Source organism: Inhella sp., assembly GCF_041912635.1.
In the GTDB taxonomy this organism is placed as follows: Bacteria; Pseudomonadota; Gammaproteobacteria; order Burkholderiales; family Burkholderiaceae_C; genus Inhella.
The window spans coordinates 23437-45696 of sequence record NZ_JAYRMO010000014.1; the positions used below are offsets into that span (position 1 = coordinate 23437).

Sequence of the window (22260 nt, forward strand, 5' to 3'; positions counted from 1 at the left end):
AGGCCGCCATGCTGCGCTTTGATGACGCCCCCAAGCGGGCCACCAACCTGAGCCTCAACGCCAAGGTGCTGGACGCCGCCAAGGAGCTCGGCATGAACATCTCCGCCACCGTGGACGAGTTACTGGCCGCCGAGGTGCGCCGCCGTTACTGGGAGCGCTGGAACGAGGACAACCGCGAGGCCATCGCCGACTACAACGCCCGCATTGAGCGCGAAGGACTGCCGCTGACGCGCTACCGCAGCTTCGCCAAGGGAGGCGAGTGAGTGGCTCGCTTTGACGTCTACGCCAACCCGGAGCCGGCCGAGCGCACCACCATCCCCTTCCTGCTGGATGTGCAGAACGACTACATCAGTGGGCTGGCCACCCGGGTCGTCATTCCGATGCGTGCCGAGGCCGAGTTTGGCCGGCCGGCACGCGGGCTGAACCCGGTCTTCCTGGTGCAGGAGCAGGCGGTGGTGCTGGACACCGCCGCCATGGCCGCCGTGCCCGCCCATCTGCTGCGCAAGCCCCTGCTGAGCCTGCGCGCCCAACACGCCGTCATCACCACGGCGCTCGACACCCTTTTTGGCAGCTTCTGATGCAACGCCCGCTCCGCTCCACCTTCGAAGACTTCATGCGCCATGTGCACGAGCAGGGCGTGCTCAAGGCCGACCGTACCGGCACCGGCACCCGCTCGGTGTTCGGCTACCAGATGCGCTTCCCGCTGCACGAGGGCTTTCCACTCGTCACCACCAAGAAGGTGCACTGGAAGAGCATCGTGCTGGAGCTGCTGTGGTTTCTGCGCGGCGACAGCAATGTGAAGTGGCTGCAGGAGCGCGGCTGCACCATCTGGGACGAGTGGGCGCGCGCGGACGGCGAGCTCGGCCCCGTCTACGGCGTGCAGTGGCGCAGCTGGCCCAAGCCGGACGGCGGCCACATCGACCAGATCAGCGAGCTGCTGCAGCAGATCAAGAGCAACCCGGACAGCCGACGCCTGATCGTCAGCGCCTGGAACGTCGCCGACCTGCCGCAGATGGCCCTGATGCCTTGCCACGCGCTGTTCCAGTTTTACGTGGCCGAGGGCCGCCTGAGCTGCCAGCTCTACCAGCGCAGCGCCGACATCTTCCTGGGCGTGCCCTTCAACATCGCCAGCTATGCGCTGCTGACGCACATGATTGCGCAGCAGTGCAACCTGGAGGTGGGCGACTTCATCTGGACCGGGGGCGATTGCCATCTTTACAGCAACCACACCGAGCAGGTCGAGACCCAGCTGGCGCGCACGCCCTACCCCTTCCCTGTGCTACGCATCAAGCGTCGGCCGGCCTCGCTGTTCGAGTACGAGCTGGACGACTTCGAGCTGGTGGACTACCAGCACCATCCGCTGATCAAGGCGCCGGTGGCGGTATGACGAAACTGGTGCTGGTGGCGGCCATGGGCCGCGGGCGCGAGCTGGGCGCCAACAACCAGTTGCTCTGGCATCTGCCCGAGGACATGGCCCACTTCAAGGCCATCACCCTGGGCAAACCGGTCCTGATGGGCCGCAAGACCTGGGAGTCGCTGCCGCCGCGCTTTCGCCCCCTGCCGGGGCGCCGCAACCTGGTGCTGACGCGCGGACCGGCCATCGAAGGTGCCGAGACCGTGCGCTCAATCGACGAAGCGCTGGCGCTGTGCGCCGAAGCTCCCGAGTTGTGCGTCCTCGGCGGGGCAGAGGTCTATTCACAGGCGCTGCCGCTGGCCCAATCGCTGGCCCTGACCGAGGTGGATGGCCACTTCCCCGCGGCCGATTGCTGGTTCCCACCCCTGCCCATCCCCTTGCCGGACAGCCCCTGGCTGCAATCGGCCACGGGCCTTGCCTACCGATTCCACAACCTCCCATTGAAGGACTGATCCCCCATGAGCGGACACGGTTTCCACGTCCACGGACCGCATGACCACGAAGTCGAGCACGCGGTGCATGCCAAGGCCCACGGCGCCGAAGGCCTGAAGGGCCAACTGGCGGTCATCACCGCCGTGCTGGCCACCATTGGCGCGCTGTTCAGCTACCAGGGTGGCGCCACCCAGGCCAATGCGGGCCTGTTCAAAAACGACGCCGCCATCAAGAAGACCGAGGCTTCGAACCAGTGGGCCTACTACCAGAGCAAGAGCAGCAAGCAAAACCTCGCCGAACTGGCGGTGGCCTTGCTGCCCGAGGGTGAACGGCGCGCCACCTACCAGGCGGAAATCCAGCGCTACAAGGCGGAAAAAGACGAGATCAAGGCCAAGGCCGAAGGCCTGGAGCAGGAATCGGCCGCGTTCGAGAAGAAGAGCGACGCCCAGATGCACGAGCACCATCGCTGGGCGCAGGCCACCACGGCGCTGCAGGTGGCCATTGCGCTGGCCGCCATCGCCCTGCTGACCGAACGGCGCTGGCTGGAATGGGGCACCGTGGCCCTGGGCGGCGTGGGCGTGGCGCTGGGCGGGCTGGCCTGGTTCCACATCTGAGCGCTGGCCGGCGGGCCGAGGCGCTCAGGCGTAGGTATCGACCTGGGTGCCCAGGCTGCCCTCGGAAGCGCGTGGGGTCTGGGGCAGCGCTTCCAGCAACTGCGCCGCGTTGGCCTCCTGCTGCTGCATCGCCTGTTTCAGGACGAGCAGGGCCGCGGCCCCTTGCACGGTGCCGGCCGGAATGGCCGATGCGCTGGAAACGACCCCAGGGCTGAGCGAGGTGATGGATGACATGGCAGCTCCTGGTCTGGGGGGACTCTGCTCATTTCGGCCGATCCGCCGCAAGCTTGAGAGGAATTTGCACGCCCCCCGTGAGCTCGCGCTCGCCCCTCCATACGCTGAGCTTCAGGCCTTCAGCACCTTAGGCACCGGGTTGGGCCGCAGGCGGAAGGCGTCCGGCATGCCCGAGCCCAGCAAAGGGCGCAGATAGAGCCGAAACGCGTCGGTCACATCGGTGCCACTGGCGCTCAGGAACTCATCTTCCATGGTGCGCGTCTTGCCCGCCACGGCTTCCAGCGGCAAAAGCTCGTAGTCGGCCGAATAGAACCCGGTGCGCCGGATGGCCACCGAGCCGTTCGAGGCGCCCCACATCGCGTACTGCACGGCTTTTTCGCCCACCTCGCGGGCCTCGCGCTGGTCCACGTCGGAGACGCAGCCCACGAAGCTGCGCTGCAGATAGCCGAAGGTGTCGCCGCGCACGCGCTTGATCTTGAGCTTGGCCTTGATCTCCTCGCACAGCAGATCGGCCAGCGCACCGCTGCCGCTGAGTTGCACATTGCCGTGCGCGTCGCGCTCCAAGTCCTTCGCCAACTTGGCCAGGATGGGCATGCCAGCGGCATCGTGGATGCCCTCGCTCACCGCCACGACGCAGCGGCCATAGCGGTCCATCGTCGCTTTCACGTCCGCCAGGAAGCGTTCGATCTCGAACACGCGCTCGGGCACATAGATCAGGTGCGGGCCGTCGTCGGGGAACTTCTTGCCCAGCGCCGCGGCGGCCGTCAGGAAGCCCGCGTGGCGGCCCATCACCACACCGATGTAGACACCCGGCAGGGCCGCGTTGTCGAGATTGGCGCCGGCGAAGGCCTGGGCCACGAAGCGTGCCGCGCTGGGGAAGCCCGGCGTGTGGTCGTTCAGCACCAGGTCGTTGTCAATCGTCTTGGGGATGTGGATGCAGCGCAGCGGGTAGCCGGCCTTCTGCGCTTCCTCGGCCACGATGCGGATGGTGTCGGAGCTGTCATTGCCGCCGATGTTGAAAAAGTGCTCGATGCGATGCGCCTGCAGCACCTTGAACATTTCCTGGCAGTAGGCCAGATCGGGCTTGTCGCGCGTGCTGCCCAGTGCCGCCGCCGGTGTATTGGCCACCAATTCAAGGTTGTGGCTGGTTTCCTGCGTCAGGTCGACGAAATCCTCGTTGACGATGCCGCGCACCCCGTGGCGAGCGCCATACACACGCTGGATGCCCAGGTGGCGCCGCGCTTCCAACACCACGCCAACCAGGCTTTGGTTGATGACGGCGGTGGGGCCGCCACCCTGGGCGACAAGGATCTTTCCTGAGGACATGGCGCACTCCCGAATCGTGATGGCGCATGGTAGCCAGCCCTGCCTTGGCGCTCAGCCGGGCTTGGGCTATGGTCCGCGCCTCCTCACTTCCAGGGAAACGTCATGAATTTGCATCAGAAACTGGGCTGGGCGGCGCTGATCCTGGGCCTGCAGGCCTGTGCGTCGCAAGACAAGCCCGATGCCCATGCGGCACACGGCAGCGAAGCTGCCCAGCCCGCCAAGCACGACATGGCCATGCACAAGGAAGGCATGGGCCACAAGATGCACGACATGGGCGGCATGGCCATGGCCAGCCTGAGCCCGGCCGCAGCCGGTGGCGCCACCGGCCTGGTGATGTTCCATACCAAAGGCGAGGACCTGATGGTGCACGTCAAGGCCAGCGGCTTCGCACCCGGCACCGCGCATGGCTTCCATGTGCACGCGAACGGCAACTGCGCCAGCCCGGACTTCAGCAGCGCCGGCGGCCACTTCAACCCGGGCGCCCACCCCCATGGCCCGCAGGACGCTGCGCGCCACGCCGGCGACATGCCCAATCTGCAAGCCGACGCCCAGGGCAAGGTGGATCAGAAATTCGTGCTGAAGGGCGCCAAGCTGCAGGGCGAAACGGGGCTGGTGGGCCGGGCCGTGATCGTCCACGCCGACCCGGACGACTTCAAGACCCAGCCGACCGGCAACTCAGGCGCCCGCATGGCCTGCGGCGTGATCGCCGCGCACTGAGCCGGCCGCCTCAGATCGGCGCGCCGTTGACCGTACCGGACTTCAGTTCGGTGGTCTGCGTCGTGCCGCTGCCGCTGCCGACGATGCGTGCCGGCAAGCCGCGCCCGACGATGTACCAGGTGGTGGTGCTGACGTTGGGCGTGGCGGCATCCACCTGACGGTAGCGACAGGTGTCCCAACTGCGGCCCTGCACCTGGATGGTCTCGCGCGCCTCGAAGCTCACGGTCTCGGTCAGGCTGGAGTTGCTCACCATCGGCGGCGTGGTGACGCCCGCCACGGTGGTGGTGGTGGTCGTGGTGTAGCCGTTGGTGCGGGTCAGGGACTGACCGGCCTGCAACGTGAACTCGCTGTTCAGGAAGGGCGGGGTGTTAACCGTCTTGACGTTGGTGACGGAGTTGCCCACCACCGGCACCACCACCGAGGTCTCACTTTCATTGCCCAGGTGGCGAATCAGGCCGTTGTCGGCGGCTTGGGCGTATTGCTTGAGCTTGATGGTGCTGCTCTGCGTTCCCGGGATGTTCAGGCTGTTGGTCTGTGTCAGCGCCAGGCGCACCGCGCTCTGGCCCTCGAAGCTGGTGGCGGCCTCCACCAGCGCATCGGTCTGGAACTCACCGCTGCCATTGACGGCACCGCTCATCGTCAGGGCGTAATTCAGGGTGTAGCGGTTGCCGATGGCCAGCGCCTGGCTGGCCGGCTGTGCACACGCATTCAGCGTGCCCGTACCGCCACCGCCGGGCGAGCACAGCGAGGGGTAGACGCCACAAGCATCCGCCTGGATCTGGCTGCTCCAGTCGCTGATCTTGCCGAAGGACTGCAACTGGCCGCCGGTGAATTCACCCAGGCCGTAGATCTCGCCGCTGGGCGTGACGCCCAGGTAGTTGCCGGTCGAGTAGGCGCGGATGGTGTAGTCCACCCCCAGGTAGTTGAAGGGCTGACTGGCTGGGTTACCGGGGAAGAGCGTGGGAAATTTGTACTGCGCCCAATCCATCACCTCCTTGGCGCCCACGCTGGGTAGGGTGGCCAGCGCACGGCGTTGCGGGCCCGTGTCGGTTCGAGCCTGCGTCAGGCTGGGGGGTTCCTCGCCGCCGCCGCAGGCGGTCAGCAAGGCGGGCAGGACAAGGCTCAGGGCATGGCGGCGCATCGGTTCACTCCCCAGGAGGGCGGTTGGCAGGTGGCGGAACGCGGCAAGATACCCGGGTGCCGCCGGGCCGTCACCCCCCCGGTTTGGCTACCATCCGCGCCCCTCTCCTGCTCTGCTTCGCAGTCTCGCCGTGCAAATCGCCACCTGGAACGTCAATTCCCTCGCCGTGCGCCTGCCGCAGCTGCTGGACTGGCTGCAAGCCAACCCGGTCGACGCATTGGTGCTGCAGGAAACCAAGCTCACGGACGACAAGTTCCCGCAAGCCGAGATCGAGGCCGCCGGCTACCAGGTCAGCTTCCACGGCCAGAAGACCTACAACGGCGTGGCCCTGCTGAGCCGCGGCCCGCACGAGGCTGTCGTTAAGAACATCCCCGGCTTTGCCGACGAGCAGGCACGCGTCATCGCCGCCACCGTGGCGGGCGTGCGCGTCATCGGCGGCTATTTCCCGAACGGCCAGGCGCCCGGCAGCGAGAAGTTCACCTACAAGATGGCCTGGCTGGACGCCCTGCAGGCCTGGCTGCGGCAGGAACTGGCCGCGCACCCGCAGCTGGTGCTGCTGGGCGACTACAACATCGCCCCCGAAGACCGGGACGTGTACGACCCGGTGGCCTGGGCCGGCCAGATCCACTGCACCGACGAGGAGCGCGCGCACTTTCGCGCCCTGCTCGGCCTGGGCCTGGTGGACGCCTTCCGCCTGTTCGAGCAGCCACCCAAGAGCTGGAGCTGGTGGGATTACCGCAACCTGGCCTTCCGCAAGAACCAGGGCCTGCGCATCGACCACATCCTGGTCTCCGCCGCGCTGCAGCCGCAGGTGAGCGCCTGCGTCATCGACAAGCTGCCGCGCAAGAACGAACGCCCGAGCGACCACGCGCCGGTCGTCGTCACTCTGAAAGTTTGATATGAGCGATTCCGTCCTGCAAGACTGGCTGGCGGCCGAAGAGGCCGTGCGCCAGCGCCAGCGTGCCCATGCGCAACCCACCTTTGGCGAGCTGGTCAAGCCCGAGGAGGCCGCGGGCCTTTCCGGCCTGCAGATCATGCAGGGCATGGTCGAGGGCCGCTTCCCCGCACCGCCCATCTCGCACACGCTGGACTTCATCCTCGTCGAGGTCGAAGAAGGCCGCGCCGTGTTCCAGGGCGAGCCGCTCTGGCACCACTACAACCCGCTCGGCACCGTGCACGGCGGCTGGTTCGCCACCCTGCTCGATTCGGCCCTGGGCTGCGCCGTGCACAGCACCATGAAGCCGGGCGAGAGCTACACCACGCTGGAGATCAAGCTCAACCTGGTGCGGGCGCTGAAGGACAAGCAGCCGCAGCGCGTGCGCGCCATCGGCCGCGTGCGCCACCGCGGCCGCCAGATGGCCACGGCCGAGGCCGATCTGGTCGGCCCCGACGGCAAGCTCTACGCGCACGCCAGCACCAGCTGCCTGGTGTTCCCCGCTAACTTCTGAGCCAATCCCTGAACTCGGCCCAGCTGTACTGCGCCTGCGCCGCCAGCAGTCCGGCCGGGCCGTAGACCGGGCTCAGCCCGTAGCGCTGCCAGAGCGCATCCAGGGGCTGCTTGCGGCTGATGGCTTCGGCCAGCAGTTCGCCGGCCACCGTGGTGGGCGCCACGCCATGCCCGCCGAAGCTCTGCGCGTACCAAAGGCCCGACGCCAGCTCGCCCAACTGCGGCATCTGGTGGCGGGCATAGCTCATCAGCCCACCCCAGGCATGGCTGATCTGTACGCCCTGCAGCTGCGGATAGACCTTGCGCAGGTCCTGCCGCAGCAGCTCGGCGATGCGCGCCGGTTCGCGTTCCAGGATGGAGATGCGCCCGCCCCAGAGCAGACGGCCGCTTTCCAGCTTGCGGTAGTAGTCGAAGGCAAAGCGGTTGTCGTAGATGGCGGCGTTGCAGCGCACCGGTTGCTGAGCCTCCGCCAGCGGCTCGGTGCACATCACGTAGGTGGCGATGGGCAGGCGGGCGCGCGTCAGGCGCGGCGCCACCCCGCGCAGGTAACCGCCACCAGCCAGCACCAGTTGCTGGGCACGCACGCGCCCTCCCTCTTCGGTCTCCAGCTCCCAGCCCTGCGCCAAGCGGCGCAGGGCGCGCACGCCGCTGCGCTCAAACACTTGGCCGCCGTCCACCGCGATCGCCGCCGCCAGGCCGCGCGCGTACTTCAGCGGGTGGAAGTGGAAGGCATCGCGCTCCAGCAGGGCCGGTCCGTAGCGCTCGCTGTCCAGCCACTGGCGCACCTGTGCGGCGTCGATCTCGTCCCATTGCACGCCGAACTGCTCGCGCAGCAGACCCGCTTCGGCGCGCAGGCCGGCCAGGCTGGCGGGGGTCTTGAACCAATCGACCCAGAGCGCGCCACCCTCCACACGCTCGCACTCAATGCCCAGGGTCTCGATGCGGCGGCGGATCGTGGCCACGGCCTCGCGCGTCAGACCATAGAGCGTGCGCGCCTTGACGGCGCCCAGGTCCCTCAAGAGCGCGCCGGGCCCGCGGCTGAAGCCGCCGAACACGAAGCCGCCATTGCGGCCCGAAGCGCCGTGGCCCACGCCCTGCTGCTCCAGCAGCACCAGATCCTTGATGCCGCGCTCCTGCAGGCCCCGCGCTGCGGCCAGGCCCGCAAAGCCACCGCCCAGGATGGCCACTTCGCATTCCTGCGTTTGCCCGCCCAGAGACGGAAAAGCCAGCGACGGGGCGCTGGCTTCGTACCAGGTTTGACCGGAAATCATCCGGCCATCATGCCGCACGCAGCTGGCTGGCCTCCTGGGCAAGACGGGTGATACCGGCCCAATCGCCGCGCGCCAACAGCTCCTTCGGGCACAGCCAGGAGCCACCGCAGACCTTGACGTTGGGCAGCGCCAGGAACTGCGGCGCCGTCTCGGGCGTGATGCCGCCGGTGGGACAGAAAGACACGTCCGGGAACGGACCGGACAGACCCTTGAGCATGGCGATGCCGCCCACCGCCGTGGCCGGGAACAGCTTGAGAAAGTGATGCCCATGGTCGTTGGCCTGCATCACCTCGCTGGCGGTGGACACACCGGGCAGCAGGGCCAGCTCCGCCGCGCGGCAGGCGGCCGAGAGCTCGGGCGTGAAGCCGGGGCTGACGGCAAACACAGCGCCGGCGTCCTTGGCGGCACGTGCATCGGCCACCGTGCGCAGCGTGCCGGCGCCCACGACGGCCTCGGGCACGGCGCGCGCCATGGCCTCGATGGCCTGCAGCGCCACGGCACTGCGCAGGGTCACTTCCAGCACCCGCACGCCCCCGGCCACCAGGGCTTGCGCCAGGGGCACGGCATGTTCGAGTTGCTCGACCACGATGACGGGAATGATGGGCCCGTAGGCGGGCAGCTTCAGCAGGTCCATGAAGTCAGATCCAGGTGATGGCGCCTTGTTCGGCGGCCGTGACGTTGCGGCGCATACCGCCGAAAAGTTCGCGGCCGAGGCCGTGGGCGTTGTCTTCCGCCGCGGCGGGGTCGAGTTGTGCGAGCTCGCGTGTGGCCCACTCGACTTCCGGCACCAAAGCCTGCAGCGTGCCGGCCACCGCATCCAGGCGCACCAGGTCGCCATCGCTCAGTTTGGCCAGCGGCCCGCCGGCCAGGGCTTCGGGGCTGACATGGATGGCGGCCGGCACCTTGCCAGAGGCGCCGCTCATGCGGCCATCCGTCACCAGCGCCACCTTGAAACCCTTGCCCTGCAGCACGGCCAGCGGTGGCGTCAGTTTGTGCAGCTCCGGCATGCCATTGGCACGCGGGCCCTGGAAGCGCACCACCACGACGACATCACGCTCCAGCTCGCCAGCCTTGAAGGCCGCCAGCATGGCTTCCTGGCTGGCAAAGATGCGCGCCGGCGCTTCGATGACATGACGCTCCTCCGGCACGGCCGAGACCTTGATGACGGCGCGACCCAGATTGCCTTCCAGCAGCTTCAGGCCTCCGCTGGCGCTGAAGGGCTCGGCCACGCCGCGCACCACCGAAGGCTCGGGCGGCTGGGCCGGCAGTTCACGCCAAACCAAGTTAGAACCGTCCAAACCGGGTTCGCGCGTGTGGGCACGCAGGCCCTCCGCGGCCATGGCCGGCGCGTCGAACATCAGCCCTGCGTCCAGCAACTCGCGCATCACGAAGCCAGGGCCGCCCGCCGCCTGAAACTGGTTCACATCGGCGCTGCCATTCGGGTACACACGCGCCAGCAGGGGCACGACGGCGCTGAGTTCGGAGAAGTCGCTCCAGTCGATCAGGATGCCCGCGGCACGCGCCACCGCCACCCAGTGGATGAGATGGTTGGTGCTGCCGCCAGTGGCCAGCAGGGCTGCCATGGCGTTGAGGATGCAGCGCTCGTCCACCAGCGCGCCAATCGGCTTGTCCAGCCCGGCCAGCAGCAGGCGCACGGCCTCGTCGGTCAGCGCCTGGCGCAGGCCGGAGTGCGGGTGCACAAAGGCGCTGCCTGGCACATGCAGGCCCATGGCCTCCAGCAGCATCTGGTTGGAGTTGGCCGTGCCGTAGAAGGTGCAGGTGCCGGCGCCGTGGTAGGCGGCGTTCTCGGCCTCCAGCAGTTCGGCGCGGCCCACTTTCCCTTGCGCGTAGAGCTCGCGCACCTTGGCCTTGTCGCTGTTGCTCAGGCCCGAGGCCATCGGGCCGGCCGGCACGAACAGCGTGGGCAGGTGGCCGAAATGCAGGGCGCCGATCAGCAGGCCCGGCACGATCTTGTCGCAGATGCCCAGCATCAGTGCGCCGTCAAACACATCGTGGCTCAGCGCGATGGCGGTGCCCATGGCGATGGTGTCGCGGCTGAACAGGCTCAGCTCCATGCCGGGCGTGCCCTGGGTGACGCCATCGCACATCGCCGGCACGCCGCCGGCCACCTGCACGGTGGCGCCCAGGCGGGCGGCAGCGGCGCGAATCTGCGCCGGGTAGCCCTCGTAGGGCTGATGCGCCGAGAGCATGTCGTTGTAGGCCGTCACCACCGCCAGATGGGGCGCGCGCTCAGCCACGATGCGCAGCTTGTCGGAGGGCGGCAGCGCCGCTACGGCGTGCGCCACATTGGCGCAGCCCAAACGGTCCGAGCCCCGCGGGCGCTGGCGCAGGCGGCGCACTTGCGCCAGGTAGGCACCGCGCGTGGGCGCGGAGCGCTCGACCACGCGTTGCAGGACGCGCTCTAGAACCGGGTGCAGGGACATTGCATGTAACTCACGGTACCGAAATCAGGTAACCATATTACATGCGCCGCCTTCAAGACTCAACGCGAGAGGGGCATTGGGCGTGAACTCAGTTCGGCGGGATCGGCGTTGCGCACGCGCTCCAGGTCTTCTTCGGTGTCCACATCAATCAGCACGCCGGGGTCGTCCACCTCAACGGGTTGCGCCGCGTAGCGCGCGAGCAGGCGCCGCGCCCCTTCATCCCCTTGCAAGGCAATGAGCTCCGAGTACAACTCGGCCCCGAAGCCCACCGGGTGCCCGCGCCGCCCCCGGTATTGGGCGAACACGACCGGGTCCTGCATCAGGCGCGCCGCTACGGCGCGCAGGGTGCTCGGCTTTACGAGCGGCATGTCGCCGGGCAGGATCAACCAGCCGGTGGCGGAGGCGGCAGCACTCACGCCGGCCGCGATCGAGCGGCCCATGCCATCGCGCCCGCCGCGCGGGCTGGGCAGCACCACCACATCGCGCGCTGCCACTTTGCTGCGGATGGCCGCGGCCAGGGGCTCGGTGCACACCACCAGCACACGCATCTGCGCGGCCAAAGCCGCCTCCAGGGTGCAGCCCAGTACGGTGCTGTCCCCCAGTGTTTGCTCCAGTTTGTGGCCCGAGCCACCAAAACGTGACCCGCGACCCGCAGCCAGCACGATCACCACGGGTAGCCCGGTGTTCACACACGCTCTCCTTGGCTTTTTCCGCACTGGAAGGATGCGCCCGGCCCTGCACCGACCCAATGGGGCCTTCCATTAAGTGTTTGCCGCCCCCCGGGGCGATACTGAGTACATGAACTGGCTGGCAGACATGCGCAAGAGCTATGAGCGTGGCGCACTCGATGAAGAACACTCGGCGGAGCAACCGCTGAAGCAATTCCAGCAGTGGTTCAAGGAGGCCCTGGACGACAAGGTGCTCGAACCCAACGCCATGACCCTGGCCACTGTCGGACCCGAGGGGCGCCCGTCGACACGGGTGGTGCTCGTCAAGGACTTCGACGAGCGCGGTCTGGTCTGGTACACGAACTACGAAAGCCGCAAGGGGCATGAGTTGGCTGCCCACCCCTTCGCCGCCCTGCAGTTCCATTGGGTGAGCCAGGAGCGCGTGGTGCGCATCGAAGGCCGGGTGGAGCGAGTCAGCGACGCCGAGAGCGATGCCTACTACCTCAGCCGTCCGCTCGACTCCCGCCTGGGAGCCTGGGCCAGCCCGCAGTCACAAGTAATCAGCGGGCGTGCGGTGCTGGTGGCCAACGCCGCCAAGGTGGCCGCGCAGCATGGACTGTCCCCCAAGCGGCCGCCGCATTGGGGCGGATTTCGCCTGGTGCCGGACCAATGGGAGTTCTGGGCCGGCCGGCCCAGTCGGCTGCACGACCGGCTGCGCTATCGCCTGCAACCCGATGGCAGTTGGCTGCGCGAGCGCTTGGCGCCGTAGTCAGTTGACGGGCTGGGCCTCGACCACGCGGTAGAACAAGCCGTAGGGGTCGTCCTTCAACACGGCCAGCAGGCCCTCCATCACCACCGGCTCCAGCGTGTAGCGCACCGCCACCGTGCTGCGCACCTCAATCAGCCCTTCGGGGCCGGCCGGCACACAGAAGTTGCAGGTGGTGGGCACGCTGGAGAGAAGGAAGTGCTTCTGCTTGTCGCCTGGCTCCAGCGGCATCATGAACCCTTGCACCCGCACCTTCTGCTGGTGCAGCGCCTGTACGGCAGCCGGGAAGGTTGGCACGACCTTCTTCTTCTCGATCTTGGTCGTCACACCGCTCAGCAAGGACCAGGACAGCACGCCTTCCTTGTCCTCCAGCGGCTTGAAGGGACTGCGCGGGTCGTGGTAGCCGGGGCCTTGACCGACGAAGGGCGCCGCCGCTGCGGCATTGGTGCGCGGTTGCGCCGCCACCGCAAGTGAGGCAGCCGCAAGAGCAGCCAGCAGCAGGGTGCGCAGGGGGAAATCAATGCTCATGTTTAAGGCCGCAGTACTTGCCGATCGCCAAGCCCTTGCAGGCGGTCTGCAGGGTCATCAGACATTGAGCCTCGGGCTGGCCGGATTCCAGGCAGCGCGCGGCCTCTTCGTGGGCCTTGGCCATCGCGCGGTGGCGCTCGATGTCCTTGCGCACATGCGCGTCCAAGGCGGGTTTCGATTGTGCCAAGACCGCACCGCCCGACAGGGCGATGAGCAGCAGCAGGATGGGCGCTTTCATGACGGATTCAATGTGGTGTCTGGAGCAGTTGCGTGACGTCGGCGCGCAGCGCGCGCCAGGCAGGCAAGGCAGCGGCCAGCAAGGCCACCGCCAAGCCCAAGGGGAATAGGGCCCATTCCTGCGGGCTGAAAAAGTCCGGCGCCAGCGGAAACGCTTGCTGGGCGGACAACCAATGCGCCAGCGCCGCCAGGCCCAGGTGGGCCAGGCCCAGGCCCAGGCCGACCGAGAGTGTCACCAGCATGACGGCCTGCCAGCCCACTAGGGCAGCGAGCCGGCGCGCGGGGGCGCCCATCAGGCGCAGCAGGGCCAGGTCGCCCTGACGCTCGCGCACCATGGCCAGCAGTGTGATGAAGACCGAGAGCAGCGCACTCAGCAAGAGCAGCAATCCAAAACCTTGCAACACCTCGCGGCCGGCGCCCACCATTCGCAGCAAGCGCGCGGTCTCCAGGGCCGGCGCGGCCGCCTGGAGGCCATCCTGGGCATTCACCCAACGCGGCAGCAAGGCGGCCCCAAGGGGGCTGCGGTAGCGCACCAGCAGCAGCGTCACCTCGCGCTCGGCGGCCAGCGCGGCACGGTCGGAATCGTCCAGCGCGTGGTGTTCCTCGTGCACCTGCCAGACCGAGGCCAGATCGGTCAGCACAAGCCGATCCAGCACCGAGCTGCTGCGCGCCAGCACGCCGACCACCTCGAACTGTTGATCGCCGTGTTCATGCCCACCCTCCCCCAGGCCATGGTTGCCGGCAAAGTGGTCGCCTGGCTTCAGGCCCAGCGCGGTAGCCACCTCGGCGCCCAGTACGGCCTGCATCGGTGCCGTCCATAGGCGCCCTTGCTGCAAACGGGCGCCGTACAGATCGACATAGGCCGGCGTGGCGCCGACGATGCGCCAGCCCTTCAGGCTGTCGCCCAATGAAAGCGGCAAGACCTCGGCCACCAACGGCTGCTGCTGCAACTGCTGCACAGTCTCCAGCGGGATGTTGCCGGTCGGCGTGTCGAGGTGAAAGACGCCGGCCAGCATGATCTGCATCGGGCTGCCCTTGGCCCCGACGACGAGGTCAATGCCGGCGAGATCGCGGCGCACGCGCTGCTCCACCTGCTCGCCCACCAGCAGCACAAAAGCCACCGTCCCCCCAGCCCAGCGCCAGCAGCAACAGGTTCAAGCCGGTGGCCAAGGGGTGCAGCCACAGCAGGCGCCAGGCCAGGCGCAGGCCGCTCAGCATGCAGGCTCCAGCTGCAAAGCCTTCAGGCCAGTCAGTGTGGCCAAGCCCTGCACCACGCGCGCGTCGTGGGTGGCCACCAGCAGGCTGACGCCTTGCTCCTGCGCCAGTTCACACACCAGCTGCAGAAGCGCCGCCGTGGCGGCGTCATCCAGGCTGCTGCTCGGCTCGTCCAGCAGCAGCAGGCGGGGCCCGCGGGCCAGCGCGCGCGCCAACGCCACCCGCTGCATCTGCCCGACGCTGAGTTGGCTGGGCAGGCGCTCCTGCAGGCCTTCAAGCCCCAGGCGCTCGCAAAGACGGGCCAGGCGCGCCGTTTCGGGCGGGCGTCCAACGGCCAGCCAGGGCAGTTCCAGGTTCTCGCGCACGCTCAAACCTTCAATGAGATGAAGCCGCTGCGGCAGCACGCCCAGCACCTCCCCGCGCCAGGCATCGATGGCCGGGTTGCTGAGCGCCGACAAGGAGCGGCCCGCCAGCCAGACCTCGCCGGCACTAGCGCGGCGCAGACCGGCCAGCAGGGCGATCAGGCTGCTCTTGCCACTGCCCGAGGGGCCTCGCAACAGCAGGTGCTCGCCGGCATACAGCACACCATCCGCAAACTGCAGCCCTTCGGCACGTTGCGGGTAGTGCAGCGCCAGCCCGCTCCAACGCAAGAGCTCAGTCACGCAGCAGGGCCTTGAACTGCCGCTGGAACTTGTCCACCTTGGGGCCGACGACGAAGCTGCAGTAGCCGGCATCGGGATGGCGTTCGAAGTAGCGCTGGTGATAGTCCTCGGCGGCGCAGTAGCCGCGCTCGGGCTGAACCTCGGTGACGATGCGCCCGCCAAATTCGGCTTGCGCCTCTTGCAGCAGCTGCAGCACCTGCGCCTGCTGCGCATCGCCATGGGTATAGATGCCGGAACGGTACTGGGTACCGATGTCTGCCCCCTGCCGGTTCAGGCTGGTGGGGTCGTGAATGGTCCAGAACACAGCCAGCAACTGGGCCAGGCTGATCTGCGCGGGGTCGAAACGCAGCCGCACCACCTCGGCATGGCCGCTGGCGCCCGTGCAGACCTGCTCGTAATTCGGGTTGGGCAAGTGCCCGTTGCTGTAGCCAGACTCCACCTCGATCACCCCGCGGATGCGCAGGAACACGGCCTCCAGGCACCAGAAGCAGCCACCGGCCAGCGTGAGGGTTTCCAGTTGAGGAGCTTGCATGGGCAGGGCGTGTTTCTTGGGGGCGGGCAGGATAGCGGAGGCCCGCCCGCGCGCCGGAGCGCAGGGGCTTGACGAAGCCAGCTGCGAAGATTCGCGCATGCGCTCCGTGCTCGCCGCCCTGCTCCTGCCGCCCACCGGATTCCTGCTGCTGCTGCTGGCCGTGCTGGCGCTGATCAGGAGCCCGGCCCTGTGGCGGCGTGTCAGCCTGGCGGCGGCCTTCCTGCTGCTGTGGCTGGGTGGCAGTCTGGGCGTGGTGGTCCCGCTGGCGCATGCCTGGGCGCCGGCGGCCGTTCAACCCACGCTGGCGATGGTGCCCGCGCAGCGGCGTGAGCACACGCTGGTGCTGGTGCTCGGCGGGGGCGTGCGCAGGGGGGCAGGACCTGCGGGCGAATATGAACCCAACGCCGAAACCCTGGAGCGTCTGCACCGCGGCGTCTGGTGGGCGCGGCAATTCGACTTGCCGCTGGCCTTCACGGGAGGCCGTAGCCCGAACCCGCAACCAGACCAGCCAACCGAGGCGGCCGTGGTGCGTAGGGTGCTGGCGGCGCATTACGGCATGCTGCCCGCCTGGGCCGAAGACCGCTCCAGCAACACGGCCGAAAACGCGCGCTTCAGCGCCGAATTTCTGCGCCAACTGGGCGTTCGGCGCGTGCTGCTCGTGACCCATGCCTTGCACATGCCCAGGGCCATGCGGCACTTCCAGGCTGCTGCGCCGGGGGTTGAGTTCATATCCGCGCCGCTGAACCAGACGCTGCCGGCCACTTGGCGCCTGCTGGATTTCGTGCCCAGCCCGGAGGGCATCCGCATGGGGCGCTACCTCGCCTACGAGTGGCTGGCCAACGCAACCGGGCACTGAAAAGAGAAACCCCTCCCGGCCCGAAGGCCGGAAGGGGGCTGGTGGCATCGCACCACCGGTGGGGCTCCGCAGCCATTTGCTGCAGGGCTCCTGGCGCGCAAAGATTGCGCCATTGCTAAGGCCTCCGTCGAGGCCCGACAACATTAGGCGATGGCCCGCGGCCTTCAAGGAGAAATTTCTAGGACTTTTCCTCTTGACCGCGGCCACCAAACAGCTGGTCATACAGAGCGTCGGTCTTGCGGGTCACGTCCGCCGGCATGCGGATCACGCGCCCCCACTCACGATCGGTCTCGCCCGGCCACTTGTTGGTGGCATCCAGCCCGAGCTTGCCCCCCAGGCCGCTCACCGGCGAGGCAAAGTCCAGGTAGTCGATGGGGGTGTGATCCACCAGTAGGGTGTCGCGCACCGGGTCCACGCGGGTGGTGATGGCCCACATGACATCCGCCCAGTCGCGCAGGTTCACGTCCTCGTCCAGCACCACGATGAACTTCGTATACATGAACTGGCGCAGATAGCTCCAGACGCCGAACATCAGCCGCTTGGCATGCCCCGCGTAGGACTTGCGGATGGAGATCAGCGCCATGCGGTAGCTGCAGCCCTCAGGCGGCAGGTAGAAGTCGACGATCTCGGGGAATTGCTGCTGCAGCAGGGGCACGAAGACTTCATTGAGCGCCATGCCCAGCACGGCGGGCTCGTCGGGCGGCTTGCCGGTGTAGGTGGAGTGATAGAAGGCACCGCTGCGCTGCGTGACGCGGCTGACCTCGAACACCGGGAACCATTCCTGCTCGTTGTAGTAGCCGGTGTGGTCGCCGTACGGACCTTCGAGCGCATGCAAATAGCCGTCGCGCTCCATCAGGGGCATGCCCAGCTCGCTTTCACCCTTCCAGCCTGCCGGTGCGGGCGGGATGTGCCCCTCCAGCACCATTTCGGCGTGCGCAGGCACCTGCAGCGGCCAGCCTGGCTCGCCCACCGAGCTGTCCGCCAACTCGGTGCGGCTGCCGCGCAGCAACCCGGCGAACTGGTACTCGGACAGGCTGTCGGGCACCGGGGTCACCGCTCCCAAGGTCGTGGCGGGGTCAGCCCCGAGGGCCACGGCAATCGGAAACGGCTGCCCCGAGTTCGCCAGCCGGAAGGCGCGGAAATCCAGCGCGCCGCCGCGGTGCGCAAGCCAGCGCATGATCAATTGGCGATGGCCAATCAGCTGTTGCCGGTAGATGCCCAGGTTCTGACGCCGGCGCGGCTGCGCCACGCCTTGCGGGCCGCGCGTGATGACCAGGCCCCAGGTCAGCAGCGGCCCGACGTCCTCGGGCCAGCAATGCTGGATCGGCCAGCGGGTCAGGTCGATCTCAGAGCCTGCCAGCACCTCCTGCTGGCATGGTGGGCGCGACACCTGCTGGGGCCGCATCTGCCAGACCGAGCGGGCGAGATCGACCAGCCGGCCCACATCCTTCAGGCCCTTGGGTGGCTCGGGCTCACGCAGCCTGGCCAGCACATGACCAATTTCGCGCAGAGCCTGGGCGTCCTCGGCGCCCATGGCCAGGGCCACTCGGCGCACCGTGCCGAACAGGTTGGCCAGCACCGGCCGATCGCCCGGAACCGGGCGCTCGAACCACAGCGCCGGCCCGCCGGCGCGCAGCACCCGGTCGGAGAGCGCCGTCATTTCCAGCCGGGTGGCCACGGGTTCGCCCACCCGCCGGAGCTCACCCTGCGCTTCCAGCTGCGCCAGGAAGCCGCGTAGATCGGTGTATTTCATTCGAAAAGTAATAAGAGAGATCAGTCATTGAGTTGACTGGTTATTAGTCAACTTTAACAATCCGCGCCGATTTCAGGGGTAAACCCTGGATCCAAGGCGCCTCTGCCTCACCTGGTCAGTGTCACATGCACCCGGGCCGGGCCGGGTCGAGAGCAGGGCAACCGCAAAGGGAATTTCATGGCAAACCGAGCAACTGAGTGGATGCAAGGGCTGGTCCGCGGACTCGGGCTGTTTGCCCAGGATGTCGCGCACGGCCTGCTGGTGGTGAGCCACAACACCCTGGCGCTGTTGGGCCTGGGGCTGGTGACGATCGCCGCCCTGTTCGCCACCCAGAACGACCTGCGCGTGGGTCTGGAAAAGCGAGCACTAGCCTGGTTGGCCGAGCGGCACGAGGTGCGTGCCGAGGCCAACGGCGACACGCTTCAGGCCGTGGCCGAACCCGACGCGGTGCAGCGCGTGACCGCCGCCGACCCGACCGAGTTGACCAAGCAGCAATCGGCTCTCGCCCAGCATTTGGCACGCCGCTACAAGGTGGCGGTAGAGCCGGTCGCACGGCTGGTGCTGGAGGCCTGGCAGGCCGGCGAGCGCGCACGCATCGACCCCACGCTGGTGCTGGCCGTGATGGCCGTCGAATCGAGCTTCAACCCCTTTGCGCAGAGCCCGGTCGGGGCCCAGGGCCTGATGCAGGTCATGACCCGCGTGCACGACGACAAGTTCGAGGCCTTTGGTGGTCAGCGTGCAGCGTTCGACCCGGTGAGCAATCTGCGTGTGGGCGTGCAGGTCCTGAAGGAATGCATCCAGCGCGGCGGCTCGGTCGCCGATGGTCTGCGCTACTACGTAGGCGCGGCCAATATGGACGATGACGGCGGATACGCGGTGCGCGTGCTGTTCGAACAGGAGCAGCTCAAGGCCGTGCTGGCCGGTCGCAACCCCGCGCTGGTCCAACAACCGCGCCCACCCGCACCGCCGGCTCCGGCCTCTGCGGTGGCGCAAGTCGCCCACCTCTGAGCGCGTAGCGAGGCGCCGCTACACTGCCCGCGCCGCGTCACTGGCGATCAGGGGGCGAGCCCCCGAGGTGGACACCCACCGGGAAGCGCGGCCGGGCTTTGATGCCGCTTTTCAGCGGCGCCCGAACCGTGCCGTTCGCCTGGGCCACCCGCACCGCGTCGCGGTCTCGCGGGCCCTCCCCATCCGGAGCCACGCCATGCCCTCCATGCTTTCCCCCCTCGCCCTGCCCGAAGCCGATGCGGAACTCTGGGCCGCCATCCAGAAGGAAAACCAGCGCCAGGAAGACCACATCGAGCTGATTGCCAGCGAGAACTACACCTCGCGCGCCGTGATGCAGGCACAAGGCAGCCAGCTGACCAACAAGTACGCCGAGGGCTACCCTGGCAAGCGCTACTACGGTGGCTGCGAGTACGTCGACGTTGCCGAGCAGCTGGCCATCGACCGCCTCAAGCAGCTCTACGGTGCCAACTTCGCCAACGTGCAGCCGAACTCCGGCTCGCAGGCCAACCAAGCCGTTTTCTTCGCGCTGCTGCAACCGGGCGACACCATCCTGGGCATGAGCCTGGCCGAGGGCGGCCACCTGACCCATGGCATGGCGCTGAACATGAGCGGCAAGTGGTTCAAGGTGGTGAGCTACGGTCTGGACGCGCAAGAAGCGATCGACTACGACGCGATGGAGCGCCTGGCCCATGAGCACAAGCCCAAGCTGATCATTGCCGGTGCCTCCGCCTACAGCCTGCGCATCGACTTCGAGCGCTTCGCCAAGGTTGCCAAGGCCGTCGGCGCCTATCTGATGGTGGACATGGCCCATTACGCCGGCCTGATCGCCGCGGGCGAATACCCGAACCCGGTGCCCCACGCCGACGTCGTCACCTCGACGACGCACAAGAGCCTGCGCGGCCCGCGCGGCGGCGTGGTGCTGTGCAACGACGAGGCGATTGCCAAGAAGATCAACAGCGCCGTCTTCCCGGGCCTGCAGGGCGGCCCGCTGATGCATGTCATCGCCGGCAAGGCCGTGGCCTTCAAGGAAGCGCTGACGCCCGAGTTCAAGGCCTACCAGCAGCAGGTGGTGAAGAACGCCAAGGTGCTGGCGGACACCCTGATCGAGCGTGGCCTGCGCATCGTCTCGGGCCGCACCGAGAGCCATGTGATGCTGGTCGATCTGCGCCCCAAGGGCCTGACCGGCAAGGAGGCCGAGGCCATCCTGGGTGACGCCCACATGACCTGCAACAAGAACGGCATCCCGAACGACCCGCAAAAGCCCATGGTCACCAGCGGCATCCGCCTCGGCACGCCGGCCATGACGACGCGTGGCTTCAAGGAAGAGCAGGTGCGCGTCACCGCCCACTTGATCGCCGATGTGCTGGACGCGCCGCACGACGAGGCCGTGCGCGCCCGCGTGCGGGCCCAGGTGGCCGAGCTGACCAGGGCCTTCCCGGTCTACGGCTAAAACCTCATGCGCTGCCCGTTCTGCGCCCATGCCGAAACCCAGGTTGTCGAGACACGCGAGTCCGACGAGGGGGACGTGGTGCGCAGGCGGCGGCGCTGCCAAGGCTGCGAGAAGCGCTTCACCACCTACGAGCGCGCCGAGATCGCGTTGCCGATGGTGATCAAGAAGGATGGCTCGCGCGCTGACTTCGACCCCGCCAAGGTGCGTGCCTCCATGATGCTGGCGCTGCGCAAGCGCCCGGTCAGCACCGAGCAGGTCGAGTCGGCGATCGAGCGCATCCAGGAGCAGTTGCTGGCCGTCGGAAGCAAAGAACTGGCTTCCACCAAGATCGGTGAGCTGGTGATGCGAGAACTCAAGCGCATCGACAAGGTGGCTTATGTGCGCTTCGCGTCGGTGTATCGCAGCTTCGAGGACATCGACGAGTTCCGGCAGCTGATCCGGGAGATCTGAGCCACGTCCCCCTTTTGGGGGTGCTGACGCGCCCTCCATGACTTCCTACATTGCGCGCACTTCTTCACGAAGCAGGGAGCGCAAGATGGAACGCAATTCGACCCGCCGACTGGGCTTCAGCCTGTTCGAAACCCTGGTGACACTGGTGGTGCTGGCCGCCCTGGTCGCCCTCGTCGCCCCGGCCCTCAGCCAGATGGCGCACCGGCAGCGGCACCAGGCCCTGTTGCAGACACTGCAGGCGGATCTGCAGCAGGCGCGCAGCATGGCGCTCAGTGGTCTCGCGCCGGTGCGTCTGCGGCTTGAGCAGTTGCCGGACGGCAGCTGCTACGTGGTCCATCGCGGTCCCTCGGGTAGCTGCACTTGCACCGAAGGGGGCCAGGCGCAGTGCGAGCCGACCGGTGAGCTCCTGAAGACCCATTGGCTGCCCGCCTCCACCCGACTTCGGCTCGAAGGTAGCGTTAAGCAACTGGTCTTCCACCCGCGCTTTGGTACCGCCAGCACGGCAGGCACCTTCGCCATTCTGGGCCCCGACAACAGCAAGGCGGCCTTGATCGTGGCAATCACCGGCCGGATCCGCCGCTGTGCGACGGCCGAAAGCGGCTTGGGACTGCCGGCATGCCTGTGATCGTGCGTTCCGCAGTCGGCCCTCACGGATTCACGCTGATTGAGCTGATTCTTGCCGTGGTTGTGGTGTCCTTGCTGACCATGGTGGCAGTTCCCGCCTACCTGGAGCAACTCCGCAAGAGCAGAAGGGCCGATGCCCAGAGCCAATCCGCGCTCATTTCGCTGGCACAGGAACGCTACCGCCTCGGCCACAGCAGCTTCGCCAAGAACATTGGCGATTTGGCGGCGGAGGGGGTCGAGGCACTGTCGGCTGGCGGCCACTACCACGCCAGCATCGACGAGGGCACGGGCGTGGGCTACACCGTCACCATCCGTCCGGTGCCGGGAGGCCGACAAGCCGGCGACGCTCAGTGTGCGGAGTTCAAGGTCGTGATGCTCCGAGGCGGCCTGACCCGCATCGCAAGGGATTCCGGTGGCGGCGATTCAAGCCGCCGCTGCTGGCCGCAATGAGTGCCGCCATGCGCTTTGAGC

28 protein-coding genes and 1 riboswitch are annotated in these 22260 nt (G+C 67.8%); of the genes, 15 read left to right on the plus strand and 13 right to left on the minus strand.

Annotated elements, in window-relative coordinates; translation table 11 throughout:
* Window positions 1–8 precede the first annotated feature (8 nt).
* The 5 genes from ACE3QP_RS09900 to ACE3QP_RS09920 are packed head-to-tail and all read left to right on the plus strand — an operon-like array spanning window position 9 to window position 2460.
* The gene (locus ACE3QP_RS09900; RefSeq protein ID WP_374435664.1) at window positions 9–263 is read left to right on the plus strand and encodes a type II toxin-antitoxin system CcdA family antitoxin; all 255 of its coding nucleotides are present in this window, start codon (window positions 9–11) and stop codon (window positions 261–263) included.
* The gene (locus ACE3QP_RS09905) at window positions 264–578 is read left to right on the plus strand and encodes a CcdB family protein (protein ID WP_374435666.1); all 315 of its coding nucleotides are present in this window, start codon (window positions 264–266) and stop codon (window positions 576–578) included.
* Complete coding sequence (locus ACE3QP_RS09910; protein ID WP_374435668.1) at window positions 578–1387, plus strand: thymidylate synthase; 810 nt, start codon at window positions 578–580, stop codon at window positions 1385–1387. Before ACE3QP_RS09905 ends, ACE3QP_RS09910 begins: the two co-directional genes overlap by 1 nt.
* Complete coding sequence (locus tag ACE3QP_RS09915) at window positions 1384–1866, plus strand: dihydrofolate reductase (protein ID WP_374435671.1); 483 nt, start codon at window positions 1384–1386, stop codon at window positions 1864–1866. Before ACE3QP_RS09910 ends, ACE3QP_RS09915 begins: the two co-directional genes overlap by 4 nt.
* Before the next feature lie 6 nt (window positions 1867–1872).
* On the plus strand, window positions 1873–2460 hold the full coding sequence (locus tag ACE3QP_RS09920; protein WP_374435673.1) for a DUF4337 domain-containing protein: 588 nt from the start codon (window positions 1873–1875) through the stop codon (window positions 2458–2460).
* A gap of 24 nt (window positions 2461–2484) precedes the next feature.
* Here the strand turns inward: ACE3QP_RS09920 and ACE3QP_RS09925 are convergent, their stop codons facing one another.
* Together ACE3QP_RS09925 and ACE3QP_RS09930 are read right to left on the minus strand one after the other, a co-directional pair.
* A complete protein-coding gene (locus tag ACE3QP_RS09925; RefSeq protein ID WP_374435675.1) occupies window positions 2485–2694 on the minus strand; it encodes a putative motility protein in 210 nt (69 codons plus the stop codon).
* Between the two features lie 111 nt (window positions 2695–2805).
* Window positions 2806–4020 (minus strand): 6-phosphofructokinase, encoded by a 1215-nt coding sequence (locus ACE3QP_RS09930; RefSeq protein ID WP_374435676.1) that lies wholly within the window; start codon window positions 4018–4020, stop codon window positions 2806–2808.
* Window positions 4021–4122: 102 nt separating this feature from the next.
* On the opposite strand from ACE3QP_RS09930, the gene ACE3QP_RS09935 reads away from it, so the two are divergent.
* Window positions 4123–4737: a superoxide dismutase family protein gene (locus ACE3QP_RS09935; RefSeq protein ID WP_374435678.1), complete on the plus strand. Its 615-nt coding sequence runs from the start codon at window positions 4123–4125 to the stop codon at window positions 4735–4737.
* A 10-nt stretch (window positions 4738–4747) separates the two neighbouring features.
* Here ACE3QP_RS09935 and ACE3QP_RS09940 read toward each other — a convergent pair whose 3' ends face one another.
* The gene (locus ACE3QP_RS09940; protein ID WP_374435679.1) at window positions 4748–5878 is read right to left on the minus strand and encodes a hypothetical protein; all 1131 of its coding nucleotides are present in this window, start codon (window positions 5876–5878) and stop codon (window positions 4748–4750) included.
* Between the two features lie 130 nt (window positions 5879–6008).
* Between ACE3QP_RS09940 and ACE3QP_RS09945 the strand changes: the two genes are divergently transcribed.
* Entirely contained in the window at window positions 6009–6776 is a 768-nt protein-coding gene (locus ACE3QP_RS09945) for an exodeoxyribonuclease III (RefSeq protein WP_374435681.1), read from the plus strand.
* 1 nt (window position 6777) lies between these two features.
* Complete coding sequence (locus ACE3QP_RS09950; RefSeq protein WP_374435683.1) at window positions 6778–7326, plus strand: PaaI family thioesterase; 549 nt, start codon at window positions 6778–6780, stop codon at window positions 7324–7326.
* On the opposite strand, the gene ACE3QP_RS09955 is transcribed toward ACE3QP_RS09950, so the two are convergent.
* Genes ACE3QP_RS09955 through ACE3QP_RS09970 form a run of 4 tightly spaced genes read right to left on the minus strand, consistent with a single transcriptional unit; the run spans window position 7316 to window position 11729 of the window.
* Window positions 7316–8596, minus strand: a complete 1281-nt coding sequence (locus ACE3QP_RS09955) for an NAD(P)/FAD-dependent oxidoreductase (protein WP_374435685.1) — start codon at window positions 8594–8596, stop codon at window positions 7316–7318. The genes ACE3QP_RS09950 and ACE3QP_RS09955 overlap by 11 nt on opposite strands.
* A gap of 7 nt (window positions 8597–8603) precedes the next feature.
* On the minus strand, window positions 8604–9230 hold the full coding sequence (locus tag ACE3QP_RS09960; RefSeq protein ID WP_374435686.1) for a bifunctional 4-hydroxy-2-oxoglutarate aldolase/2-dehydro-3-deoxy-phosphogluconate aldolase: 627 nt from the start codon (window positions 9228–9230) through the stop codon (window positions 8604–8606).
* Between the two features lie 4 nt (window positions 9231–9234).
* Window positions 9235–11040 (minus strand): phosphogluconate dehydratase, encoded by a 1806-nt coding sequence (edd, locus tag ACE3QP_RS09965; protein WP_374435688.1) that lies wholly within the window; start codon window positions 11038–11040, stop codon window positions 9235–9237.
* A gap of 59 nt (window positions 11041–11099) precedes the next feature.
* Window positions 11100–11729 carry an NTP transferase domain-containing protein gene (locus ACE3QP_RS09970; protein WP_374435690.1) on the minus strand — a complete coding sequence of 210 codons (630 nt, stop codon included), beginning with the start codon at window positions 11727–11729 and terminating at the stop codon, window positions 11100–11102.
* A 109-nt stretch (window positions 11730–11838) separates the two neighbouring features.
* Between ACE3QP_RS09970 and pdxH the strand changes: the two genes are divergently transcribed.
* On the plus strand, window positions 11839–12477 hold the full coding sequence (gene pdxH, locus ACE3QP_RS09975) for a pyridoxamine 5'-phosphate oxidase (RefSeq protein WP_374435692.1): 639 nt from the start codon (window positions 11839–11841) through the stop codon (window positions 12475–12477).
* Here pdxH and ACE3QP_RS09980 read toward each other — a convergent pair whose 3' ends face one another.
* From ACE3QP_RS09980 to msrA, 5 genes are all read right to left on the minus strand, one after another.
* The gene (locus ACE3QP_RS09980) at window positions 12478–13002 is read right to left on the minus strand and encodes a DUF3299 domain-containing protein (RefSeq protein WP_374435694.1); all 525 of its coding nucleotides are present in this window, start codon (window positions 13000–13002) and stop codon (window positions 12478–12480) included.
* Window positions 12992–13240, minus strand: a complete 249-nt coding sequence (locus tag ACE3QP_RS09985; RefSeq protein ID WP_374435695.1) for a hypothetical protein — start codon at window positions 13238–13240, stop codon at window positions 12992–12994. Before ACE3QP_RS09985 ends, ACE3QP_RS09980 begins: the two co-directional genes overlap by 11 nt.
* A 7-nt stretch (window positions 13241–13247) precedes the next feature.
* Window positions 13248–14360 (minus strand): FtsX-like permease family protein, encoded by a 1113-nt coding sequence (locus ACE3QP_RS09990; RefSeq protein ID WP_374435697.1) that lies wholly within the window; start codon window positions 14358–14360, stop codon window positions 13248–13250.
* A 90-nt stretch (window positions 14361–14450) separates the two neighbouring features.
* The gene (locus tag ACE3QP_RS09995; RefSeq protein WP_374435699.1) at window positions 14451–15116 is read right to left on the minus strand and encodes an ABC transporter ATP-binding protein; all 666 of its coding nucleotides are present in this window, start codon (window positions 15114–15116) and stop codon (window positions 14451–14453) included.
* Complete coding sequence (gene msrA / locus ACE3QP_RS10000; protein WP_374435701.1) at window positions 15109–15648, minus strand: peptide-methionine (S)-S-oxide reductase MsrA; 540 nt, start codon at window positions 15646–15648, stop codon at window positions 15109–15111. The genes ACE3QP_RS09995 and msrA overlap by 8 nt, the downstream gene beginning before the upstream one ends.
* Before the next feature lie 97 nt (window positions 15649–15745).
* Here msrA and ACE3QP_RS10005 point away from each other — a divergent pair, with 97 nt between their 5' ends.
* Window positions 15746–16504 carry a YdcF family protein gene (locus ACE3QP_RS10005; RefSeq protein ID WP_374435703.1) on the plus strand — a complete coding sequence of 253 codons (759 nt, stop codon included), beginning with the start codon at window positions 15746–15748 and terminating at the stop codon, window positions 16502–16504.
* A gap of 178 nt (window positions 16505–16682) precedes the next feature.
* Here the strand turns inward: ACE3QP_RS10005 and ACE3QP_RS10010 are convergent, their stop codons facing one another.
* A complete protein-coding gene (locus tag ACE3QP_RS10010) occupies window positions 16683–18257 on the minus strand; it encodes a UbiD family decarboxylase domain-containing protein (RefSeq protein ID WP_374435705.1) in 1575 nt (524 codons plus the stop codon).
* A gap of 201 nt (window positions 18258–18458) precedes the next feature.
* Between ACE3QP_RS10010 and ACE3QP_RS10015 the strand changes: the two genes are divergently transcribed.
* The 5 genes from ACE3QP_RS10015 (at window position 18459) to ACE3QP_RS10035 (ending at window position 22239) form a co-directional block, all read left to right on the plus strand.
* A complete protein-coding gene (locus tag ACE3QP_RS10015) occupies window positions 18459–19265 on the plus strand; it encodes a transglycosylase SLT domain-containing protein (RefSeq protein ID WP_374435707.1) in 807 nt (268 codons plus the stop codon).
* Between the two features lie 26 nt (window positions 19266–19291).
* A riboswitch (ZMP/ZTP riboswitch) is annotated at window positions 19292–19417 on the plus strand.
* A 53-nt stretch (window positions 19418–19470) separates the two neighbouring features.
* A complete protein-coding gene (glyA, locus tag ACE3QP_RS10020) occupies window positions 19471–20715 on the plus strand; it encodes a serine hydroxymethyltransferase (protein WP_374435709.1) in 1245 nt (414 codons plus the stop codon).
* A gap of 6 nt (window positions 20716–20721) precedes the next feature.
* Window positions 20722–21165, plus strand: a complete 444-nt coding sequence (nrdR, locus tag ACE3QP_RS10025; protein ID WP_198109202.1) for a transcriptional regulator NrdR — start codon at window positions 20722–20724, stop codon at window positions 21163–21165.
* An 85-nt stretch (window positions 21166–21250) separates the two neighbouring features.
* A complete protein-coding gene (locus tag ACE3QP_RS10030; RefSeq protein WP_374435711.1) occupies window positions 21251–21790 on the plus strand; it encodes a GspH/FimT family protein in 540 nt (179 codons plus the stop codon).
* Window positions 21781–22239 (plus strand): type IV pilin protein, encoded by a 459-nt coding sequence (locus ACE3QP_RS10035; protein ID WP_374435712.1) that lies wholly within the window; start codon window positions 21781–21783, stop codon window positions 22237–22239. The genes ACE3QP_RS10030 and ACE3QP_RS10035 overlap by 10 nt, the downstream gene beginning before the upstream one ends.
* The last annotated feature ends 21 nt before the right edge of the window (window positions 22240–22260 follow it).

What these genes read in the sequence shown, in the direction of transcription:
- glyA (WP_374435709.1), top strand. Translation starts at nt 19,471, where the DNA reads ATGCTTTCCCCCCTCGCCCTGCCCGAAGCCGATGCGGAACTCTGGGCC.
- ACE3QP_RS09940 (WP_374435679.1), bottom strand. Translation starts at nt 5,878, where the DNA reads ATGCGCCGCCATGCCCTGAGCCTTGTCCTGCCCGCCTTGCTGACCGCC.
- ACE3QP_RS09985 (WP_374435695.1), bottom strand. Translation starts at nt 13,240, where the DNA reads ATGAAAGCGCCCATCCTGCTGCTGCTCATCGCCCTGTCGGGCGGTGCG.
- ACE3QP_RS09915 (WP_374435671.1), top strand. Translation starts at nt 1,384, where the DNA reads ATGACGAAACTGGTGCTGGTGGCGGCCATGGGCCGCGGGCGCGAGCTG.
- ACE3QP_RS09930 (WP_374435676.1), bottom strand. Translation starts at nt 4,020, where the DNA reads ATGTCCTCAGGAAAGATCCTTGTCGCCCAGGGTGGCGGCCCCACCGCC.
- ACE3QP_RS10005 (WP_374435703.1), top strand. Translation starts at nt 15,746, where the DNA reads ATGCGCTCCGTGCTCGCCGCCCTGCTCCTGCCGCCCACCGGATTCCTG.
- ACE3QP_RS09950 (WP_374435683.1), top strand. Translation starts at nt 6,778, where the DNA reads ATGAGCGATTCCGTCCTGCAAGACTGGCTGGCGGCCGAAGAGGCCGTG.
- ACE3QP_RS09935 (WP_374435678.1), top strand. Translation starts at nt 4,123, where the DNA reads ATGAATTTGCATCAGAAACTGGGCTGGGCGGCGCTGATCCTGGGCCTG.
- ACE3QP_RS09900 (WP_374435664.1), top strand. Translation starts at nt 9, where the DNA reads ATGCTGCGCTTTGATGACGCCCCCAAGCGGGCCACCAACCTGAGCCTC.
- nrdR (WP_198109202.1), top strand. Translation starts at nt 20,722, where the DNA reads ATGCGCTGCCCGTTCTGCGCCCATGCCGAAACCCAGGTTGTCGAGACA.
- ACE3QP_RS09925 (WP_374435675.1), bottom strand. Translation starts at nt 2,694, where the DNA reads ATGTCATCCATCACCTCGCTCAGCCCTGGGGTCGTTTCCAGCGCATCG.
- ACE3QP_RS10035 (WP_374435712.1), top strand. Translation starts at nt 21,781, where the DNA reads ATGCCTGTGATCGTGCGTTCCGCAGTCGGCCCTCACGGATTCACGCTG.
- ACE3QP_RS09980 (WP_374435694.1), bottom strand. Translation starts at nt 13,002, where the DNA reads ATGAGCATTGATTTCCCCCTGCGCACCCTGCTGCTGGCTGCTCTTGCG.
- ACE3QP_RS10015 (WP_374435707.1), top strand. Translation starts at nt 18,459, where the DNA reads ATGCAAGGGCTGGTCCGCGGACTCGGGCTGTTTGCCCAGGATGTCGCG.
- ACE3QP_RS10010 (WP_374435705.1), bottom strand. Translation starts at nt 18,257, where the DNA reads ATGAAATACACCGATCTACGCGGCTTCCTGGCGCAGCTGGAAGCGCAG.
- ACE3QP_RS09955 (WP_374435685.1), bottom strand. Translation starts at nt 8,596, where the DNA reads ATGATTTCCGGTCAAACCTGGTACGAAGCCAGCGCCCCGTCGCTGGCT.
- msrA (WP_374435701.1), bottom strand. Translation starts at nt 15,648, where the DNA reads ATGCAAGCTCCTCAACTGGAAACCCTCACGCTGGCCGGTGGCTGCTTC.
- pdxH (WP_374435692.1), top strand. Translation starts at nt 11,839, where the DNA reads ATGAACTGGCTGGCAGACATGCGCAAGAGCTATGAGCGTGGCGCACTC.
- ACE3QP_RS09910 (WP_374435668.1), top strand. Translation starts at nt 578, where the DNA reads ATGCAACGCCCGCTCCGCTCCACCTTCGAAGACTTCATGCGCCATGTG.
- ACE3QP_RS09960 (WP_374435686.1), bottom strand. Translation starts at nt 9,230, where the DNA reads ATGGACCTGCTGAAGCTGCCCGCCTACGGGCCCATCATTCCCGTCATC.
- ACE3QP_RS09920 (WP_374435673.1), top strand. Translation starts at nt 1,873, where the DNA reads ATGAGCGGACACGGTTTCCACGTCCACGGACCGCATGACCACGAAGTC.
- ACE3QP_RS10030 (WP_374435711.1), top strand. Translation starts at nt 21,251, where the DNA reads ATGGAACGCAATTCGACCCGCCGACTGGGCTTCAGCCTGTTCGAAACC.
- edd (WP_374435688.1), bottom strand. Translation starts at nt 11,040, where the DNA reads ATGTCCCTGCACCCGGTTCTAGAGCGCGTCCTGCAACGCGTGGTCGAG.